Source organism: Sphingobium sp. Cam5-1 (assembly GCF_015693305.1).
In the GTDB taxonomy this organism is placed as follows: domain Bacteria; phylum Pseudomonadota; class Alphaproteobacteria; order Sphingomonadales; family Sphingomonadaceae; genus Sphingobium.
On the sequence record NZ_CP065138.1, the window covers coordinates 198,942 to 215,223 of the forward strand.

Here is a 16,282-nt window from a genome sequence, read left to right on the forward strand (position 1 = left end):
CGACCGTCCCGACGCAAGAAAGGAAAGGGCTTCGACAGGCTCAGCCCGAACGGGGAGGGGTTAGCTGGAGCTTCTAACGACGTGCCCGTTTCTGGTTCAGCAGTTCGTAAGCCATCACCGCGCAGGCGACGGCGGCGTTGAGGCTGTCGGCCTTGCCCAGCATCGGCATTTTTACCAGCTGGTCGCACTCGGCCTCATAGGATTCGGGGAGGCCCTGCGCCTCGTTGCCGACGAGCAGGAAGGCCGGGCTGGCATAGCGCGGTTCCTGATAATCCTGCGTGGCTTTGAGACTTGTGCCGATGAGTTCGCCCGGCCCCTGCCGCAGCCACGCCAAGAATTCGCCCCAGCGCGCCTGAGTGATGGATTGGGTGAAGAGCGCGCCCATCGACGCGCGAACGGACTCAACGGAAAAGGGATCGACGCAATCGTCGATCAGGATGAGGCCGCCAGCGCCCACCGCGTCGCCGGTGCGCAATATGGTGCCAAGATTGCCGGGATCGCGCAGCGACTGGGCGACGATCCAGATGTCCGCCTTGCTGCGGTCGAGCTTTTCCAGCGGGGTGAGCCGGTCGCGATAGACGCCGACGACAGCCTGGGCGTTATCCTTGCCGGAAATCTTGGAGAGAATGTCCGGCGTGGTTTCGATGACATCGCCGCCTGATGCCTCCATCGCCGCGATCAGGTCTGCCGCGAGCGGGTGGGTGGACCCGGCGTGGAACAGCATTTCCGGCAGCACGCCTTCCTCGCGCGCCTCGGTGAGTATGCGCAAGCCCTCGGCCAGGAACAGCCCTTCGGCCTTGCGGAACTTCTTTTCGCGCAAGGAGCGGACGCGCTTCACCAGCGGGTTGGAAAATCCGGTGATCTCGCGTGCCACTGCGCCTGCTCTGCTCCTGGGATGAGGCGGCCTCTCTATCGGGCCCGGGCGGAGCGCGGAAGAGCTATTCTTCGCCGAATTTGTCTTCGACCAGCGTCACCAACTTGCCGAGCGATTCCTCGGCATCGGGCCCCTTGGCGCTGATGGTAATGGAATCGCCCAACGCCGCGCCCAACATCATGAGGCCCATGATCGACGTGCCGGTCACCTCGCTGCCATCCTTGCGCACGGTGATCTGGGCGGGAAGGCCGCTGGCCAGCGTCACGAACTTGGCGCTGGCGCGCGCGTGGAGGCCGCGCTTGTTGCTGATCAGGACTTGCCTGGTGATTTCGCTCATGTGGTGCTGCCCAACAATTCGGATGCGACGCTGATATATTTTTGGCCTGCTTCGCGCGCGGCGGCGACGGCCTGGCGCACGTCCATGACCTTGCGCGCGCTTTCCAGGCGGATGAGCATGGGCAGGTTGATGCCCGCGATAACCTCGATCTCGCCCGCCTTTAGCAGCGATATGGCAAGGTTGGACGGGGTGCCGCCGAACAGGTCGGTGAGGAGTATGACGCCAGACCCGTCATTCACCCGCTCCACCGCCGATGCGATGTCGGCGCGGCGCACTTCCATGTCGTCCTCCGGGCCGATGCAGATGGTCGCGATCTGCTGCTGCGGACCGACCACATGCTCCATCGCGACGACAAATTCCGTCGCCAGTGACCCATGAGTGACGAGAACAAGTCCTATCATCTACCTACTCGGCCCACATTGTTTCATGATTTAAGCTTTCGGGCCTCCCGGTTCGCGCTTCTCCAGACTGTCCTGGGGCGCTGATTCCATATTGCGGTGCGAGACCGTGGGCGAAAAGCCCGCCTCTTGCAAGTATTTGGCGACCCGTTCGGCAACATGGACTGAACGGTGCCGTCCCCCGGTACATCCGAAGGCGACAGTCACATAGGATTTGCCGCTTTCCTGATAGCGGGGCAAGAGCAGCGCCAGCAGTTCCTCTATGCGGCGCACGGCGTCCTCATAGGCGGGATCTTCGATGATATAGGCGGCGACATCGGGGTCCAGCCCGGTCTTGGGCTTCAGTTCCGCTTCCCAATGCGGATTGCGCAGGAAGCGCATGTCGAAGACCAAATCCGCGTTCAGGGGGACGCCGCGCGAAAAGCCGAAGGACATGATCGTCAGCACCGGGGCGGACAGGCCGTCGCGCGAAAAGCGGTTGCGGATTTCCTGTTGCAGCGCGTTGCTGGTCAGGCTGGTCGTATCGATGACATGGCTGGCCCAGCGGCGCAGCGGGTCGGTCAGCTCCCGTTCGCGGGCGAGGCCGTGGGTCGCCGGGCGATCCGAAGCCAGCGGGTGACGGCGCCGTGTCTCGGCAAAGCGGCGCTCCAGTTCCATGTCGGAACAGTCGAGAAAGAGCGTCTCGACGTCATGGCCCCGGCGCGTTCGCAGGGCCTTTATGCGCTGAACGATCGTGTGCGCGTCGAACCCACGGGTGCGCGCGTCGATGCCGAGCGCCAGTGGACGGTCATCCAGTTCCTCGTGACCGGCGGGCACGGGCGTGTCGAGCAGCCGCTCCAGCAGGAGGAGGGGAAGGTTGTCCACGACTTCCCAACCCATGTCCTCCAGCGTCTTGAGCGCCGTCGTCTTGCCCGCGCCGGAAAGGCCGGACACCAGCAGGATGGTCTTGGGCGTCCGTGCGGTCACGCCAGCCCCATCGTCTTGAGCGCAAGTTCGACCTTGATCGGCGCCGATGCTTCAAAGGGGGAAACCTTAACCACCGGCAGGGGGACACCGGCGACGAGCCATTCTTCGGGGTCGCCCGGCATGCGATCAATGTCCTGCGACAGGTCGATGATCAACGCCAACCGCGCCCCGTCGATCGACGGCAGGTCCACGACTCCGACGCCGCGCACCTCCATCATTCCGGCGATCGTGGCTGGCGCAGACGCCTCCAGCTGCCCCCGCTGGACCGCACGATGGTGTAGTCGTCGCTGATGAGCATGGCGCCACGGTCGATCAGGCGTAGGGCGAGATCCGATTTGCCCGCGCCGCTCGCGCCGCAGATCAGCACGGCCCGCCCGTCTATCGCGACGCTTGTCGCATGCATTGTTTCGGTTGAGTCTTGCGCCGCCATGTCCCTGAACGCATCCTAGACCTTGCGACGGTGCGTGTGAATCGAATTGACGCAAAGAATTCATGCAAAGGTCAAAAACCTTCGAGCGGCCGTCCTATTCCGAGACAATGCCGGGGTCGCGTTCCACGCCCATGGGCAGGCGCAGCATGAAACAGGCGCCCTGCTGATTATCTTCGCGGTCGGCAATGCTGATCTTGCCCTGATGCCCTTCCACGATAGACCGGGCGATGGCGAGGCCCAGGCCCGAATGCTTGCCGAAGCTCTCCATTTCCGGGCGAACGCTGTGAAAGCGGCGGAAGACATGCTCGCGCTGGGACTCGGGCACGCCGGGGCCTTCATCCTCGACGCTCACCAGCACTTCATGATCGGCGACGGTTGCGACGATCTGAACCAGCCCGCCGTCGGGTGAGAAGGAGATGGCGTTGTCGATCAGATTGTCGAGCACGCGGAGCAGGCGCTGCTCTTCGCCGAGCACGACGGCGACATCCTTGCGCGGGCGGGCGAAGGCGAGGCGGACGCCGCGCGGAACGCCCCGTGTCTCACGCGCGACCACCATGCGCTCGATCAGCAGGCCGAGGTCGATTGGCTCGAAGCGCGTGCGCGACAGCTGGGCATCGATACGCGACGCTTCGGCAATGTCGGTGACGAGCCGGTCCAGTCGCCGCACGTCGTCCTGGGCAATCGCCATCAGCTGATCGCGCAGTTCCGGCTTGTCGATCCGTTCCAGCGCGTCGAGGGCGGAGCGGAGCGAGGCGATGGGGTTTTTCAGTTCATGGCTGACATCGGCGGCAAAGGCGTCGGTGGCATCGATCCGCTGGCGCAGCGCGTGGCTCATGTCGGAGAGCGCGCGAGCGAGCATGCCGATTTCGTCGCGTCGTTCGGGCAGGCGGGGCACGGTGACCTCCCGCGCGCGGCCCAGGCGGACTCGTACGGCGGCGCGGGCCAGGCGTTGCAGCGGCTGGACGATGGTCCGGGCGAGGAACAACGACAGCAGAACCGAAGCCAGCACGGCCGTGGCGATCACAATGCCCAGCCTAAGCCGTTCGGCGCGCACCGTCCGGGTGATGTCCCGGGCATTTTCGGTCGCGAGGAGGCTGCCGCCGTCCTTCAAGCCCGTTGCGGCCGAGATCATGAAGGTGCGATCTGGCGCATAGCGGTTCATCGCCTGCGGCTGGCCTGTCTTGCGGGCGAGCAGCAGCTCCGGCCAGGCATCGGCGCGATCGATGGCAGGCTCTTCGAAATTGGGCGGTCGGTCGGCGAAGACGACGCGGTCCACCGCCTTGTCCAGAAAACGCGCGACATGGCGCCGCCACCCTTCTTCCGACGGCAGGGTTAGCCGATAACGAGGAGCATCCATCGCAAAGCTGTCGGCGATCAGCCGTCCGTCCGGGCCATAGCGGCGAACGCGATCGCGTGTCTGCCGGGCATAGGCGGCGATCAGCGCATTGTGCCGTTCGGCCGGTGCCGTCTCCAGGCCGATCGCCAGCAGCTTCAACTCGCGCGCGGACTGGTCGAGGCGCGCGTCCACGATGCGGGTGCGATAGCTGTCCAGATAGAAGAAGCCGCCCGCCAGCAAAGCCAGCGCGAACACGTTGACCGCCAGGATGCGCGGCGTCAGGCTGATCCGGCCCGACCAACGCAACCCGCCGTCCCGCGGATCACTCTTCGGAGAATCGGTATCCGGCGCCATAGAGCGTATCGATTGCGTTGAATTCAGGATCGGCCTCGCGGAATTTGCGGCGGAGCCGCTTGATGTGGCTGTCGATGGTGCGGTCGTCGACATAAACGTCATCCTGATACGCAGCATCCATCAACTGGTTGCGATTCTTGACGACGCCGGGGCGCGCCGCAAGCGTTTCGAGGATCAGGAATTCGGTAACGGTCAGCGTAACGTCCTGGCCCATCCATTTGACGCGATGGCGGGCGGGGTCCATTTCAAGCCGTCCGCGTATGATCGGGTCGGCTGCGGGCTCGTCACTGGCGTCGGCCAACCGGCCCACCTCCGCCCGGCGCAGGATGGCGCGGATGCGGGCGATCAGCAGGCGCTGCGAAAAGGGCTTTGCGATATAATCGTCCGCGCCCATGGCAAGGCCAAGGGCTTCGTCCAGCTCATCGGTCTTGGATGTCAGGAAGATCACCGGCATCTGGCTTTTTTCACGCAGCCGCCGGAGCAGTTCCAGGCCGTCCATGCCCGGCATCTTGATGTCGAACACGGCAAGGTCGGCCGGATTGTCGAGCAGCGCCTTCAGCGCCGCCTCCGGGTCCGAATAGAGGCGCGTCAGAAAGCCTTCGGCCTGCAGCGCGATGGACACGGAAGTCAGGATATTCTTGTCATCATCCACAAGGGCGATGGTTGGAGTCATGCTTCTTCCCAAAGATCTTGGCCGCTCTGCTCAGGCCTTCTTGTCCAGCGTTAGACGATGCCCGTCCCGCTCGCAAGAAAGGGGTAGGCGGGCGATTATGCGGTTTTTGTCCCTTAATCTGGGACAAACGGCTTGCTGGCGGGATTTGACGCTGGGGGTGCAAAGGCTTATTGGGCCTCTCATCTGCAGGAATGTCGCCGCCCACAAGGGAGAGCGGCGCTGGGAGCGGATCGGTCGCAAGCGTTCGTTGTTGGCGAGCCGGAGTAATCACATCAGGAGCTAAGGCGTGCAGGCCAAATCCTCAATCACCCTGGATCATCAGGGCATTTCCACGACCGCTGAACAACATTGGAATCTCGGCACCGCGCCGCTCGTCGAAGCCGCCATCGCCAATGGTGAGGGCATCCTGTCCAAGGACGGCCCGCTGGTCGTGAAGACCGGCAAGCACACCGGCCGTTCGGCCAACGACAAGTTCATCGTCAAGGACGCCGAGACCGAATCCACCGTATGGTGGGGCAAGACCAACGTTCCCATGACGCCGGAGCATTTCGCCGCGCTGAAGGAAGATTTCTTCAAGGCGCTGGGCGAGAAGGACAAGCTCTACGTCGCCGATCTGTTCGGCGGTTCGCAGCCTGAGCATCGCGTCAACGTCCGCGTCATCAACGAACTTGCCTGGCACAATCTGTTCATCCGCACGCTGCTGGTTCGTCCCGGCCACGAAGAACTGAGCGCCTTCGCGCCTGAATATACCATCATCGACCTGCCCACTTTCCAGGCTGATCCGGCCCGCCATGGCTCGCGCAGCGAAACGGTGATCGCGGTCAATTTCACCGAAAAGCTGATCCTGATCGGCGGCACCAAATATGCTGGCGAAATGAAGAAGTCGGTCTTCGGCATCCTCAACTATCTGCTGCCGACCAAGGGCGTGATGCCCATGCACTGTTCGGCCAATATCGGCCCGGACGGCGACACGGCTGTCTTCTTCGGCCTGTCGGGCACCGGCAAGACGACGCTGTCGGCCGACGCCAGCCGCACGCTGATCGGCGATGATGAGCATGGCTGGTCGGACACGGCGGTCTTCAATTTCGAAGGCGGCTGCTATGCCAAGATGATCAACCTGTCGGCCGACGCCGAGCCGGAGATCTTCGCCACCACCAAGCGTTTCGGCACGGTGCTCGAAAATGTCGTGATCCACGAGCATACGCGGGAAATCGACCTCGACGACAACAGCCTGGCCGAAAACAGCCGTGGTTCCTATCCGATCGACTTCATCCCGAATGCGTCGGAGAAGAATCTGGGTCCGGTGCCCAAGAACATCATCTTCCTGACCGCCGACGCCTATGGCGTTCTGCCGCCGATCGCGCGGTTGACCCCGGATCAGGCGATGTATCACTTCCTGTCGGGCTACACCGCGCGCGTGGCGGGTACGGAAATCGGCGTGACCGAGCCTTCGGCGACCTTCTCCACCTGCTTTGGTGCGCCGTTCATGCCGCGTCACCCTTCGATCTACGGCAATCTGCTCAAGGACCGGATCAACAAGGGTGGCGTCACCTGCTGGCTGGTCAACACCGGCTGGACCGGCGGCAAATATGGCGTTGGCAAGCGTATGCCGATCAAGGTGACGCGCGCCCTGCTGAACGCGGCGCTGGACGGCAGCCTCAATGATGTCGAGTTCCGGATCGATCCCAATTTCGGGTTTGAGGTGCCGGTCGCGGTGCCGGGCGTTGATGCGACCATTCTCGATCCGCGTGCGACATGGGCCGACAAGGCCGCCTATGACGAGACGGCGGGCAAGCTGGTGAAGCAGTTCGTCGATAATTTCGCCCAGTTCGAAGATCATGTCGATGCTTCGGTACGGCAGGCTGCGCTGACGGCGGCCTGACAGGCGGGGCTGCCCGCTTCCAAAGGTTGAAAAGAGCCGGGGGCAATGCTTCCGGCTCTTTTGCTTTCGGGCGGCGGCATGCGGTGCTATTCTGGTGCCCAATATAACGGGATTAAGGCGATGTTTGACCAACTGATAAACAGCGTGGGCGGATTGGAAGCAGTGGCGGCGAAGCTGGGGCTTTCGGCCGAGCAGATGCAGGCGCTGATGACCGAGATTGGCGGCAAGATCGCTGCTGGCGAAACCGATGTCGCGGCGCTCGCCACCACTGCGGCGGAACATGGCGTGTCGGCGGACAAGTTGCAGGAACTGTTCGCGCAGTTCGGCGGCCCCGAGGCGATTCTGGGCAAGCTGGGCGGCCTGTTCGACAGCGATGGCGACGGCAGCCCGATCGGCGAACTCAGCAGGCTGGCCAAGGGGCTGTTCGGCTGAAAATCCGGCTGAAGCTGGCGGGGGATGATCGTCAGCTATCGGCCATGAAAGTTTTTTCACCTTGCCTTAACGGGGCCGAAAAGGCATTCGCGCCGCCATCACTTATTGCGAAAGCCACGCAACTGGCGTCCTGACCGGGCGTTGGCCAAGTGGATTTGGCAGGAGACAAGGTTTTGAGCGACGTGACGATCGAAAAGCCGGTACTGGAGCCGACCGGCGCCCTGACTGTCGAAACCGTGCTGTCGGTGCGGCATTGGAACGAGCATCTGTTCAGCTTCCGCATCAGCCGCCCGGCAAGCTTCCGCTTCCGCTCGGGCGAGTTCGTGATGATCGGGCTGCAGGGCGACAATGGCAAGCCGCTGCTGCGCGCTTACTCCGTGGCCAGCCCGGCCTGGGACGAGGAACTGGAATTCCTGTCGATCAAGGTGCAGGACGGGCCGCTGACCTCCAAGTTGCAGCTGATCCAGCCGGGGGACCAGATCTATCTCGGCCGCAAGCCAACCGGCACGCTGGTGACCGACGCGCTGTTGCCGGGCAAGCGGCTGTTCATGCTGTCGACCGGGACGGGGCTTGCGCCTTTCCTCAGCCTGGCGCGCGATCCGGACGTTTATGAGTTTTACGAAGAGGTCGTCGTCGTCCATTCGGTGCGCCGGGTCAGCGACCTTGCCTTCCATGACGAGCTGACGGCCAAACTCGCGGAAGACCCGTTGGTGTCGGAGCAGGCCGCTAACCAGTTCCATTATGTGCCGACCGTCACGCGCGAACCATTCCGCAACAATGTGCGCATCGACAAGCTGGTCGAGAGCGGGGCGCTGTTCGAAGGCATCTCGGGCGACAAGAAGTTCAACCCCGAAACTGACCGCGTGATGATGTGCGGCAGCATGGAGATGATCAAGCAGTTCGCGGCGTTCTTTGAGGGTGAGGGCTTTGTCGAGGGTTCCAATGCGGCACCGGGGGCTTTCGTGATTGAGCGCGCCTTCGTCGGTTGATCTGGCGGAGAGTGTCGAAGAAGAGGGGCTGGCGGCGACGCTGGCCCTTTTTGTTTGGATATGGGCGAACCTCTGCGCAGGGCCATTTTTAATCACTACACTTCCGTCATCCCACCGAAAGCTGGGATCTCGTGAGGCTAGGCCGAGCGCCATCGACTGAGATGCCAGCTTCCGCTGGCTTGACGGGATGGGAGTGTCGGCTAACGACCACTTATGGTCATTCCAAATCCCTGCGCGAAGCGTGGGGAGGATAAATGTCCGCCCCACCCGTTCACATTACCTTCCCGATTATAGGAGGGCTAGGGCAGGGCGCGAGCGGAGCGATCTTCTGGGTTATGCCTCACATAACAAGGCAGATGTTGCGCCAGCCCACCCCCTAACCCCCTCCCGCTTGCGGGAGGGGGAATCGCCGTCACCAGCCTCAGGCCAATTCCACCTGTAGCACCGAAGCCTCCGCTCCAACCACGCGTACCCGGGCCCCCGCTGGCGCGTCGGGGCCTCGGCAGGACCAGACACTGTCGCCGACTTTCACGCGGCCCCGGCCTGCTTCGATGGCTTCGACCACCAGCACGATTTCGCCAATGAGCCTCGCCGTCCGATCATTGAGCAGCGGGTCCTGCGAATCTACCGGATTGGCGGCATACCAGCGACGGCCGCCCCAGACCGATACCAGGCAAAGCAGGGCGAAGATCAGCAATTGCACCGGCACGGACACCGGCAGCAGCAGCGCGATCAGCCCCGTCACCGCCGCCGCCAGCGCGACCCAGATCAGGAACACGCCGGGGATCATCACTTCGGCGACTCCGAGCAGGGCGGCGAAGACCAGCCAGCCCCAATGATCGTCCAGCATGCTGAGCCAGTCCATCAGCTCTGACCCTGCGCGAAGGGGCTGCGGCGGGGCGGAGCAGGGGGCGAGGTCGGTGCGCCGTCACCGCCCAGCGCTTCCTTGGCGAGCGCGCCAATGCCGCCCAGCGTGCCGATGAGCTGCGTCGCCTCGACCGGGAACAGGATGGTCTTGGCATTGGGCGAGGTGGCGAACTGGCTCACCGCCTCGACATATTTCTGGGCGACGAAATAGTTGATCGCCTGTGCGTTGCCCGACGCGATGGCTTCGGACACCATCTGCGTCGCCTTGGCCTCCGCCTCGGCCTCGCGTTCGCGCGCTTCGGCGTCGCGGAAGGCGGCTTCGCGGCGGCCTTCGGCTTCCAGGATCTGGCTTTGCTTCTGCCCCTCGGCTTTCAGGATTTCAGAAGCGCGCAAGCCTTCGGATTCCAGGATCAGGGCTCGCTTTTCGCGTTCGGCCTTCATCTGGCGGCCCATGGCGTTGACGATGTCGGCGGGCGGGCGGATGTCCTTCAGCTCCACGCGCGTGATCTTGATGCCCCAGGCGTTGGTCGCATGATCGACCACAGAGAGCAGGCGGGCGTTGATTTCGTCGCGCTTGGACAGGGTTTCGTCGAGGTCCATCGATCCCATGACGGTGCGCAGGTTGGTGGTCGCCAGCTGCATGATCGCGACGTACAGCTCCGACACTTCATAGGCGGCCTTGGCGGCGTCGAGCACCTGAAAGAAGACGACGCCGTCTACCGACACCATGGCGTTATCCTTGGTGATGATCTCCTGCCCCGGAATATCGACCACCTGCTCCATCATGTTGATCTTGCGCCCGACGGCGTAGAAAAAGGCGGGGTAGAAATTGAGGCCGGGGCGCGCGACTTCGGTGAAACGACCGAAGCGTTCTATGGTATATTGATAGCCCTGACGCACCACCTTGACGCTCACGGCAAGATAGAAGAGCACCAGGAAAGTCACCGTTAGCGCGAAGGTCGTCAGCATCTTTTTCCCCCTTAAGAAGCGCTTGACTATGACGCGGATTCGTTAACGGGGAAAGTCAAACCGTCACGCCGCCGCCCAGCCCGAAAAGGAGACCTGCCATGTTGCTGCGCCACGCCCGATCGCTGCTGTTCCTGCCTGCGTCGAACAAGCGCGCCATTGCCAAGGTGCGTACGCTTTCCTGCGACATGGTCATGCTGGACCTGGAAGATGCCGTGCCCGACGACCGTAAAGAAGAGGCGCGTGCCAACGCGGTCGAAGCCGCCGCCGAAGGCTTTGGTAAACGGCTGTGCGCCGTGCGGATCAATGCCGAAGGGACGCCGTGGCACGGCCCGGAAATGATCGCGGTCAAGCGTTCCGCCGCCAACTATGTCATCCTGCCCAAGGTCGAAAGCGGCAAGCAGGTGCGCGACGTGTTCAGCGTCTGCCAGAAGCCGGTCATCGCCATGATCGAGAGCGCGGCTGGCGTTCTTGCCGCCACGTCGATCGCGGCGGAAGAGGGCACCGCGGGGCTGTTCATGGGCACCAATGATCTGCGACAGGACCTTGGCATTCCTCCTTCGGCGGGTCGGGAAGGGCTGAGCTTCGCCTTGCAGTCCGTGATCCTGAGCGCGCGGGCGGCGCGGATCGCGGTATTCGATGGCGTGTTCAACCGGCTGGACGATGAAGCGGGTTTCGAAGCGGAATGCGCCGCCGGGCACGCCCTAGGTTTTGACGGCAAGACGCTGATCCACCCGAGCCAGGTGCCGGTCGCCAACCAGGTGTTCGGGCCGGATGCGCAGGCGGTGGCTGACGCACGGCGCTTGATCGAGGCGGCGACGGGCGGGGCTGAGCGGTTTGAGGGGCGCATGATCGAGGGGATGCATGTTGAGGAGGCACGGGCGCTTATTGCTCGGGCTGAGGCGGTGATGGGTTGAGTCATCTTGTTCCCCTCCCGCAGGCGGGAGGGGTTAGGGGTGGGCGCGAGCGAAGCGAGCTTTGGAGCTTACCTCAAAATGTAAATCTGGCATTGCGCAGGCCCACCCCCGGCCCTTCAAACGAGTCACGTGCCTCGTTTGAACGCCTGCGGGAGGGGAGATGACGTCCCTTTATCGCTCCGCCGCGTTGGCCGCCTCGCCCGCCTCTACGGGCTCCGCTGCCCCCTTCGCCGCAAAAACACGCAAGCTATCCAGCACCTTCTTTGCGATCGGCTGATATTGTTCGCTCAGCATCTCCGGGTAAACGAAGGTGGCGGTGACAATCCCCCCGTCCGGCTGGCGGAGCAGGCGGACGGCGACATTGTTACCCTCTCCATCATTGGCCGTACCGCGATATTCATTGTCGCCGATAAAGTCGCCGTCGACGCCTTCCGAACCGCTGCTCATCGACTGGACGACCTGCTGGAGCGTCTGCTGCTCTCCGCTGCGCTGCCAGAAGACGCGGACGTCCGCGCCTGCGCCGGGGTCCTGAAAGACCGTGCCATCCGGCGTGCTCGCGGCGGCATCCTGTTCCCAGCCTTCGGGGAAGCTGACCGAAAAGCCGCGATCGCTATTCACATAATTGCGGTTCTCGGCAGCCTCCGCCTTGCTTTCCGCGAGTGCCTTTGCCGTGGCGGCGTTGGCGGCGGCGGCCAGTTCCTCCTGGCTCGGCATATCCTCCACCGGCTCGGCGCGTCCGCAGGCGGCCAGCAGGAGGACGGAAAGGAGGGCGGCTAGGCTGAGCTTTTTCATGCCCTGTCCAAAGCATAGGCGGCCCGACATTTCAACGTCGCAACGATGTCGAGCGGCGGATGAGCGCTGCGCCGCGACGGGCGCGGTTCAGGCGGCGCTGTCGATCCCGAGTTCGGCGAGCTTGCGGTAAAGGGTCGAACGGCCGATGCCGAGGCGGCGGGCGACCTCCGTCATGCGGCCGCGATAATGGCCGATGGCGAGGCGGATCACGTCCGCTTCGATCTCCGCAAGCTGGCGGACATGGCCGTCGCCTTCGAAAAGGGTGATGCCCGCCGCTTCCCGATGCGTTTGCGGCACGGTGCGCAAGCGGGGATGGAGCGGTTCGCCACTGGCGCGCGTCCGGATATGCGCGGCGATCTGCGGAAAATCCTGCGGCGTCAGGGCGTCGCCTTCGCACAGGACGGCGGCGCGGAAGAGGGCGTTTTGCAGTTGGCGCACATTGCCCGGCCATTCATGCTGCATCAGCAGCGCGAGCGCATCGTCGGTCAGGCCCAGGCCGCGAAGGCCCGGCTGGGTGGCGATGCGGGCCAGCAGATGGCGGCAGAGCGCGGGCACGTCGCCGATCCGCTCCCGCAGCGGCGGGATGGTCAGCTGAACGACGTTCAGGCGATAATAGAGGTCCTCGCGGAAGCGGCCCGCCTCGATTTCTTCGACCAGCCGCTTGTTGGTCGCGGCGATGATCCGGACATCGACATGGACTGGCCGTCGCGCGCCGAGGGGTTGCACTTCGCCATCCTGAAGAACGCGCAATAGCTTTACCTGAGCGTCGAGCGGCATTTCGCTGACTTCATCGAGGAAGATCGTGCCCATGTCGGCGGCGACGAACTTGCCGACCTGACGCTCGAAGGCGCCGGTGAAAGCGCCGCGCTCGTGACCGAACAGGTCCGATTCGACGAGGTTTGCGGGGATGGCTCCGCAATTGACGGTTACCATCGCCTGCTTGTGGCGGGGCGAGGCGGCGTGAATGGCGCGGGCGATGACATCCTTGCCGACGCCGCTTTCGCCTTCGATCAGGACGGGCACGCGGGCGCGCGCGGCCTTTGCCGCGATCGCGAGGGCAGCGCGGAATTGCGGCGCGGCGCCGACCACGTCCTCGAACGACAGGGCGGCGGAGATTTTTTCGGTGAGCGGGCGCAACTCGCCCTTGCCATGTTCCTGCGACAGGGTGGCATTGAGCGCGGCGAGCAGCCTTTCGGGCGCGACCGGCTTGGCCAGATAGTCCGTCGCACCAGCGCGCATTGCATCGACGGCAACCGCTACACTGTTGTGCGCGGTCAGAATCAATATGGGCAGGGCAGGGCGGCGGCTGCGCAATTCGCGGACGAGGCCGGTTGCGTCAGGACCCGGAATCCATTGATCCAGCAGCACCGCGTCAAGGCGCATGCCGTCCTGCGTGCCGAGCATGGCGATCGCCATGTCGCCATCATTCGCGAAGATCGTGCGCCATCCGGCGCGGGCTGCAAGCGCGGATACGAGCCTGCGCTGGGCGGGCTCTTCATCGATCAGCATCAGCATGGGTACGCCGTCGCGCGCCATCTTACCCCTCTTCTTGTTCGGTGGCGCCAGCCTAGCTCAAGGGGGTAAAGGCGCCCTTAACCGGAAAGTTTTTCTCTGGTTGTTTCGAGGTTGAGGGGGGAGAACCTTGTCGATAAGAGGGGCGCGCTTAAAAACACAGGCGACTAAGGGAATGGAAATGGCGTCAGAAGGAAATATGGAGAGCGCAACCCAGACCTATGCAGGGTTCGTGACTCTGGTGAAGCGGGGCACAATTGCATGCGTCGTGCTGGCCGCGATCGTCGTCCTGCTGATCTCCAGCTAAGACCGGCGGCGACAGGGGGATGTCGATGAAGATTGCGATTATCAGGGAGCTTGCCGAGGGTGAGCGCCGGGTCGCCGGTACGCCGGAAACCGTCAAGAAGTTCAAGGCGCTGGGCGCTGATGTCGTGGTGGAAGCAGGCGCAGGTCTGACCGCCGCCATCGCCGATGCCGATTATGCCGCCATGGGCGCGACCATTGCCGACCGCGCGGCCACGGTGGCGGGCGCGGACATCATCCTGGGCGTTCAGGGGCCGGACGTCGCGACCATTACGGGCGCGAAGCCCGGCGCGTGGATCGTCGCGGGACTCAACCCCTTTGTCGAGCGAGCGCGCGTCGATGCCTATGCATCGGCGGGTTATGAGGCGCTGGCGATGGAATTCATGCCGCGCATCACCCGCGCGCAGTCGATGGACATCCTGTCTTCGCAATCGAACCTCGCTGGCTACAAGGCGGTGCTGGACGCGGCGGCCGAATATGGCCGTGCTTTCCCGATGATGATGACGGCGGCAGGCACGATCTCCCCGGCCAAGGCGTTCGTCATGGGCGTGGGCGTCGCCGGGCTTCAGGCGATCGCGACGGCCAAGCGTCTGGGCGCGCAAGTGTCGGCGACCGACGTGCGCTCCGCCACCAAGGAGCAGATCGAAAGCCTGGGCGCGAAGGCGGTTTTCGTCGAAAGCGTCGCGGGTATCGAGGGCGAGGGCAAGGGCGGCTATGCCACCGAAATGTCCGAGGAATATCAAAAGGCGCAGGCCGAACTGGTGTCCAGCCACATCGCCAAGCAGGACATCGTCATCACGACGGCGCTGATCCCGGGTAAACCCGCCCCGCGCCTCATCACCGATGCGCAGATCGCGACGATGAAGCCGGGCAGCGTAATTGTCGACCTCGCCGTCGAGCAGGGCGGCAATGTCGAGGGCGCGGTGCTGGGCCAGGTGGTCGAGCGCCATGGCGTCAAGATCGTCGGCCACAAGAATGTGCCTTCGCGGCTAGCCGCCGATGCTTCGGCCCTGTTCGCGCGCAACCTCTATAATTTCCTCTCGGCCTTCTGGAACAAGGAACAGAATGCGCCGGTGCTGGACGAGGAAATCGGCAACGCCATCCGCTTGACGCAAGGCGGCAAGGTCGTCAGCGACCGATTGCAATAAGTGGCTGCTCCTCTCCCGTGCCTCGCGCGGGGGAGGAGGTCTTCGTTTTGGGGACGAACATTAGCGGCGGCCCTGCGGCGCGGAACTCCGTTCCGATCGACCTCGACATGACCTTCAAAGGGCAGGAATGAGCGGGCTTCTCCTCTTCTGTTTCCTTCTTGCCTGCGCGGTTGGTGCGATTGCCGCATGGCGCCTGTCGATGGACGAGCTGAGCAGCCGAGTCGTCCCGCTATTCCTGCTTGTCACTGCTGGCATCGCCGGAACGCTGGTGGTTGCGGCGGAAGTGAGCAGCACTTGGGCGCGCGATCTGAGCCTGCTCGCCCTCATTCTTGCCAGCGCTTCCTTTTGCGGCGGCTATGTCGCGACGCGCCGGGCTGAAAAATCGCAACAGGCAGCGAAACGCCCGTGAGCCCGAGCTTTGACGCGATCATCCTTGCTCAGACCGTAGCGGCGGCGCTGTTCGTTTTCGCGCTGTGGCCGCTGGGCACCGTGGCTGGCAGGCGGCGGCGCCAGACGGCTCTGGCAGGGACGGTGATCCTGTCCGCAGCCGCCGTCTACGACATGGACGTGCTCAACGCGCCGGAGATTATCGGCGCGCTGCTGATCGGCGGGGCGTTTGGCCTGTTGCTCGGACGGGAATGGCCGGAAAGCCGGTTGACGGTGCTGCTGACGATTTTCGCCGGGTTTGCGGGAGCGGCAATGATTTCCGCCGCCGCCGCGGCCTGGCTCAATCCCTTCGCCTTCGGCCTGGTTGATGAGGGGAGCGCCGATGTCGCGACGCGCCATTTGCTGGCTCTCGGCGTGGTGGCGCTGGCGGGAAGTGGCGCCTGTGCCGCCGCAGCCTTCGCGCTGTTGAGGCGTGGGGGCGGAAATATGGCATTGCTCGCTATCAGCATCGGAATGGTCGGTTGGGCCACCGCAGCCTTCGCTTTCCTGCTGGAAAATATGGGCCTGGCCGTTGTCGGCGGGCTTGGCGGAGCGGCGGGAACGGGAATCGCGTTGCGCTTATGCGGTGGCGCGCGCGGGAAGGGGCTTGCCGACGCGGAGGCCCGTCCGTAACGCTGAAGCGGACAGACGCCGGGGCACTCCCGGACGGCAATTGGGGT

Annotated in this window: 18 protein-coding genes and 1 pseudogene; 8 read left to right on the plus strand and 11 right to left on the minus strand. The window is 63.9% G+C overall.

The window, feature by feature from the left end; genetic code table 11:
• Positions 1–73: 73 nt before the first annotated feature.
• From IZV00_RS01070 to IZV00_RS01100, 7 genes and pseudogenes are all read right to left on the minus strand, one after another.
• Positions 74–874: a TrmH family RNA methyltransferase gene (locus IZV00_RS01070; protein WP_196225400.1), complete on the minus strand. Its 801-nt coding sequence runs from the start codon at positions 872–874 to the stop codon at positions 74–76.
• Positions 875–938: 64 nt separating this feature from the next.
• On the minus strand, positions 939–1,211 hold the full coding sequence (locus IZV00_RS01075) for an HPr family phosphocarrier protein (protein WP_196225401.1): 273 nt from the start codon (positions 1,209–1,211) through the stop codon (positions 939–941).
• Positions 1,208–1,612, minus strand: a complete 405-nt coding sequence (locus IZV00_RS01080) for a PTS sugar transporter subunit IIA (RefSeq protein ID WP_097091003.1) — start codon at positions 1,610–1,612, stop codon at positions 1,208–1,210. Before IZV00_RS01080 ends, IZV00_RS01075 begins: the two co-directional genes overlap by 4 nt.
• A 30-nt stretch (positions 1,613–1,642) precedes the next feature.
• Positions 1,643–2,575, minus strand: a complete 933-nt coding sequence (gene rapZ, locus IZV00_RS01085; RefSeq protein ID WP_196225402.1) for an RNase adapter RapZ — start codon at positions 2,573–2,575, stop codon at positions 1,643–1,645.
• Positions 2,572–3,005, minus strand: a pseudogene (locus IZV00_RS01090) (HPr kinase/phosphorylase). Before IZV00_RS01090 ends, rapZ begins: the two are co-directional and overlap by 4 nt.
• Before the next feature lie 94 nt (positions 3,006–3,099).
• Entirely contained in the window at positions 3,100–4,695 is a 1,596-nt protein-coding gene (locus IZV00_RS01095; protein ID WP_196225403.1) for an ATP-binding protein, read from the minus strand.
• Positions 4,664–5,368, minus strand: coding sequence for a response regulator transcription factor (locus IZV00_RS01100; protein ID WP_196225404.1), 705 nt, complete (start codon positions 5,366–5,368; stop codon positions 4,664–4,666). Before IZV00_RS01100 ends, IZV00_RS01095 begins: the two co-directional genes overlap by 32 nt.
• A gap of 286 nt (positions 5,369–5,654) precedes the next feature.
• On the opposite strand from IZV00_RS01100, the gene IZV00_RS01105 reads away from it, so the two are divergent.
• The 3 genes from IZV00_RS01105 (at position 5,655) to IZV00_RS01115 (ending at position 8,671) form a co-directional block, all read left to right on the plus strand.
• Positions 5,655–7,250 carry a phosphoenolpyruvate carboxykinase gene (locus IZV00_RS01105; protein WP_196225405.1) on the plus strand — a complete coding sequence of 532 codons (1,596 nt, stop codon included), beginning with the start codon at positions 5,655–5,657 and terminating at the stop codon, positions 7,248–7,250.
• A 120-nt stretch (positions 7,251–7,370) separates the two neighbouring features.
• Positions 7,371–7,682, plus strand: a complete 312-nt coding sequence (locus IZV00_RS01110; protein WP_196225406.1) for a hypothetical protein — start codon at positions 7,371–7,373, stop codon at positions 7,680–7,682.
• A gap of 173 nt (positions 7,683–7,855) precedes the next feature.
• Positions 7,856–8,671 (plus strand): ferredoxin--NADP reductase, encoded by an 816-nt coding sequence (locus IZV00_RS01115; RefSeq protein ID WP_196225407.1) that lies wholly within the window; start codon positions 7,856–7,858, stop codon positions 8,669–8,671.
• A gap of 421 nt (positions 8,672–9,092) precedes the next feature.
• On the opposite strand, the gene IZV00_RS01120 is transcribed toward IZV00_RS01115, so the two are convergent.
• Both IZV00_RS01120 and IZV00_RS01125 read right to left on the minus strand, forming a co-directional pair.
• Positions 9,093–9,536, minus strand: a complete 444-nt coding sequence (locus tag IZV00_RS01120) for an NfeD family protein (protein ID WP_196225408.1) — start codon at positions 9,534–9,536, stop codon at positions 9,093–9,095.
• Complete coding sequence (locus tag IZV00_RS01125; RefSeq protein WP_196225409.1) at positions 9,536–10,507, minus strand: SPFH domain-containing protein; 972 nt, start codon at positions 10,505–10,507, stop codon at positions 9,536–9,538. Before IZV00_RS01125 ends, IZV00_RS01120 begins: the two co-directional genes overlap by 1 nt.
• A gap of 98 nt (positions 10,508–10,605) precedes the next feature.
• Between IZV00_RS01125 and IZV00_RS01130 the strand changes: the two genes are divergently transcribed.
• Positions 10,606–11,421, plus strand: coding sequence for an HpcH/HpaI aldolase/citrate lyase family protein (locus IZV00_RS01130; RefSeq protein WP_196225410.1), 816 nt, complete (start codon positions 10,606–10,608; stop codon positions 11,419–11,421).
• A gap of 171 nt (positions 11,422–11,592) precedes the next feature.
• Here IZV00_RS01130 and IZV00_RS01135 read toward each other — a convergent pair whose 3' ends face one another.
• Positions 11,593–12,213, minus strand: a complete 621-nt coding sequence (locus tag IZV00_RS01135) for a hypothetical protein (RefSeq protein ID WP_196225411.1) — start codon at positions 12,211–12,213, stop codon at positions 11,593–11,595.
• 87 nt (positions 12,214–12,300) lie between these two features.
• Entirely contained in the window at positions 12,301–13,749 is a 1,449-nt protein-coding gene (locus IZV00_RS01140) for a sigma-54-dependent transcriptional regulator (RefSeq protein WP_196225412.1), read from the minus strand.
• A 175-nt stretch (positions 13,750–13,924) separates the two neighbouring features.
• Between IZV00_RS01140 and IZV00_RS01145 the strand changes: the two genes are divergently transcribed.
• From IZV00_RS01145 to IZV00_RS01160, 4 genes are all read left to right on the plus strand, one after another.
• Positions 13,925–14,032: an aa3-type cytochrome c oxidase subunit IV gene (locus tag IZV00_RS01145; RefSeq protein WP_230463243.1), complete on the plus strand. Its 108-nt coding sequence runs from the start codon at positions 13,925–13,927 to the stop codon at positions 14,030–14,032.
• 25 nt (positions 14,033–14,057) lie between these two features.
• Positions 14,058–15,176 carry an NAD(P) transhydrogenase subunit alpha gene (locus IZV00_RS01150; protein WP_196225414.1) on the plus strand — a complete coding sequence of 373 codons (1,119 nt, stop codon included), beginning with the start codon at positions 14,058–14,060 and terminating at the stop codon, positions 15,174–15,176.
• A 127-nt stretch (positions 15,177–15,303) separates the two neighbouring features.
• Positions 15,304–15,585, plus strand: coding sequence for an NADP transhydrogenase subunit alpha (locus tag IZV00_RS01155; protein ID WP_196225415.1), 282 nt, complete (start codon positions 15,304–15,306; stop codon positions 15,583–15,585).
• Entirely contained in the window at positions 15,582–16,235 is a 654-nt protein-coding gene (locus IZV00_RS01160; RefSeq protein WP_196225416.1) for a hypothetical protein, read from the plus strand. Before IZV00_RS01155 ends, IZV00_RS01160 begins: the two co-directional genes overlap by 4 nt.
• The last annotated feature ends 47 nt before the right edge of the window (positions 16,236–16,282 follow it).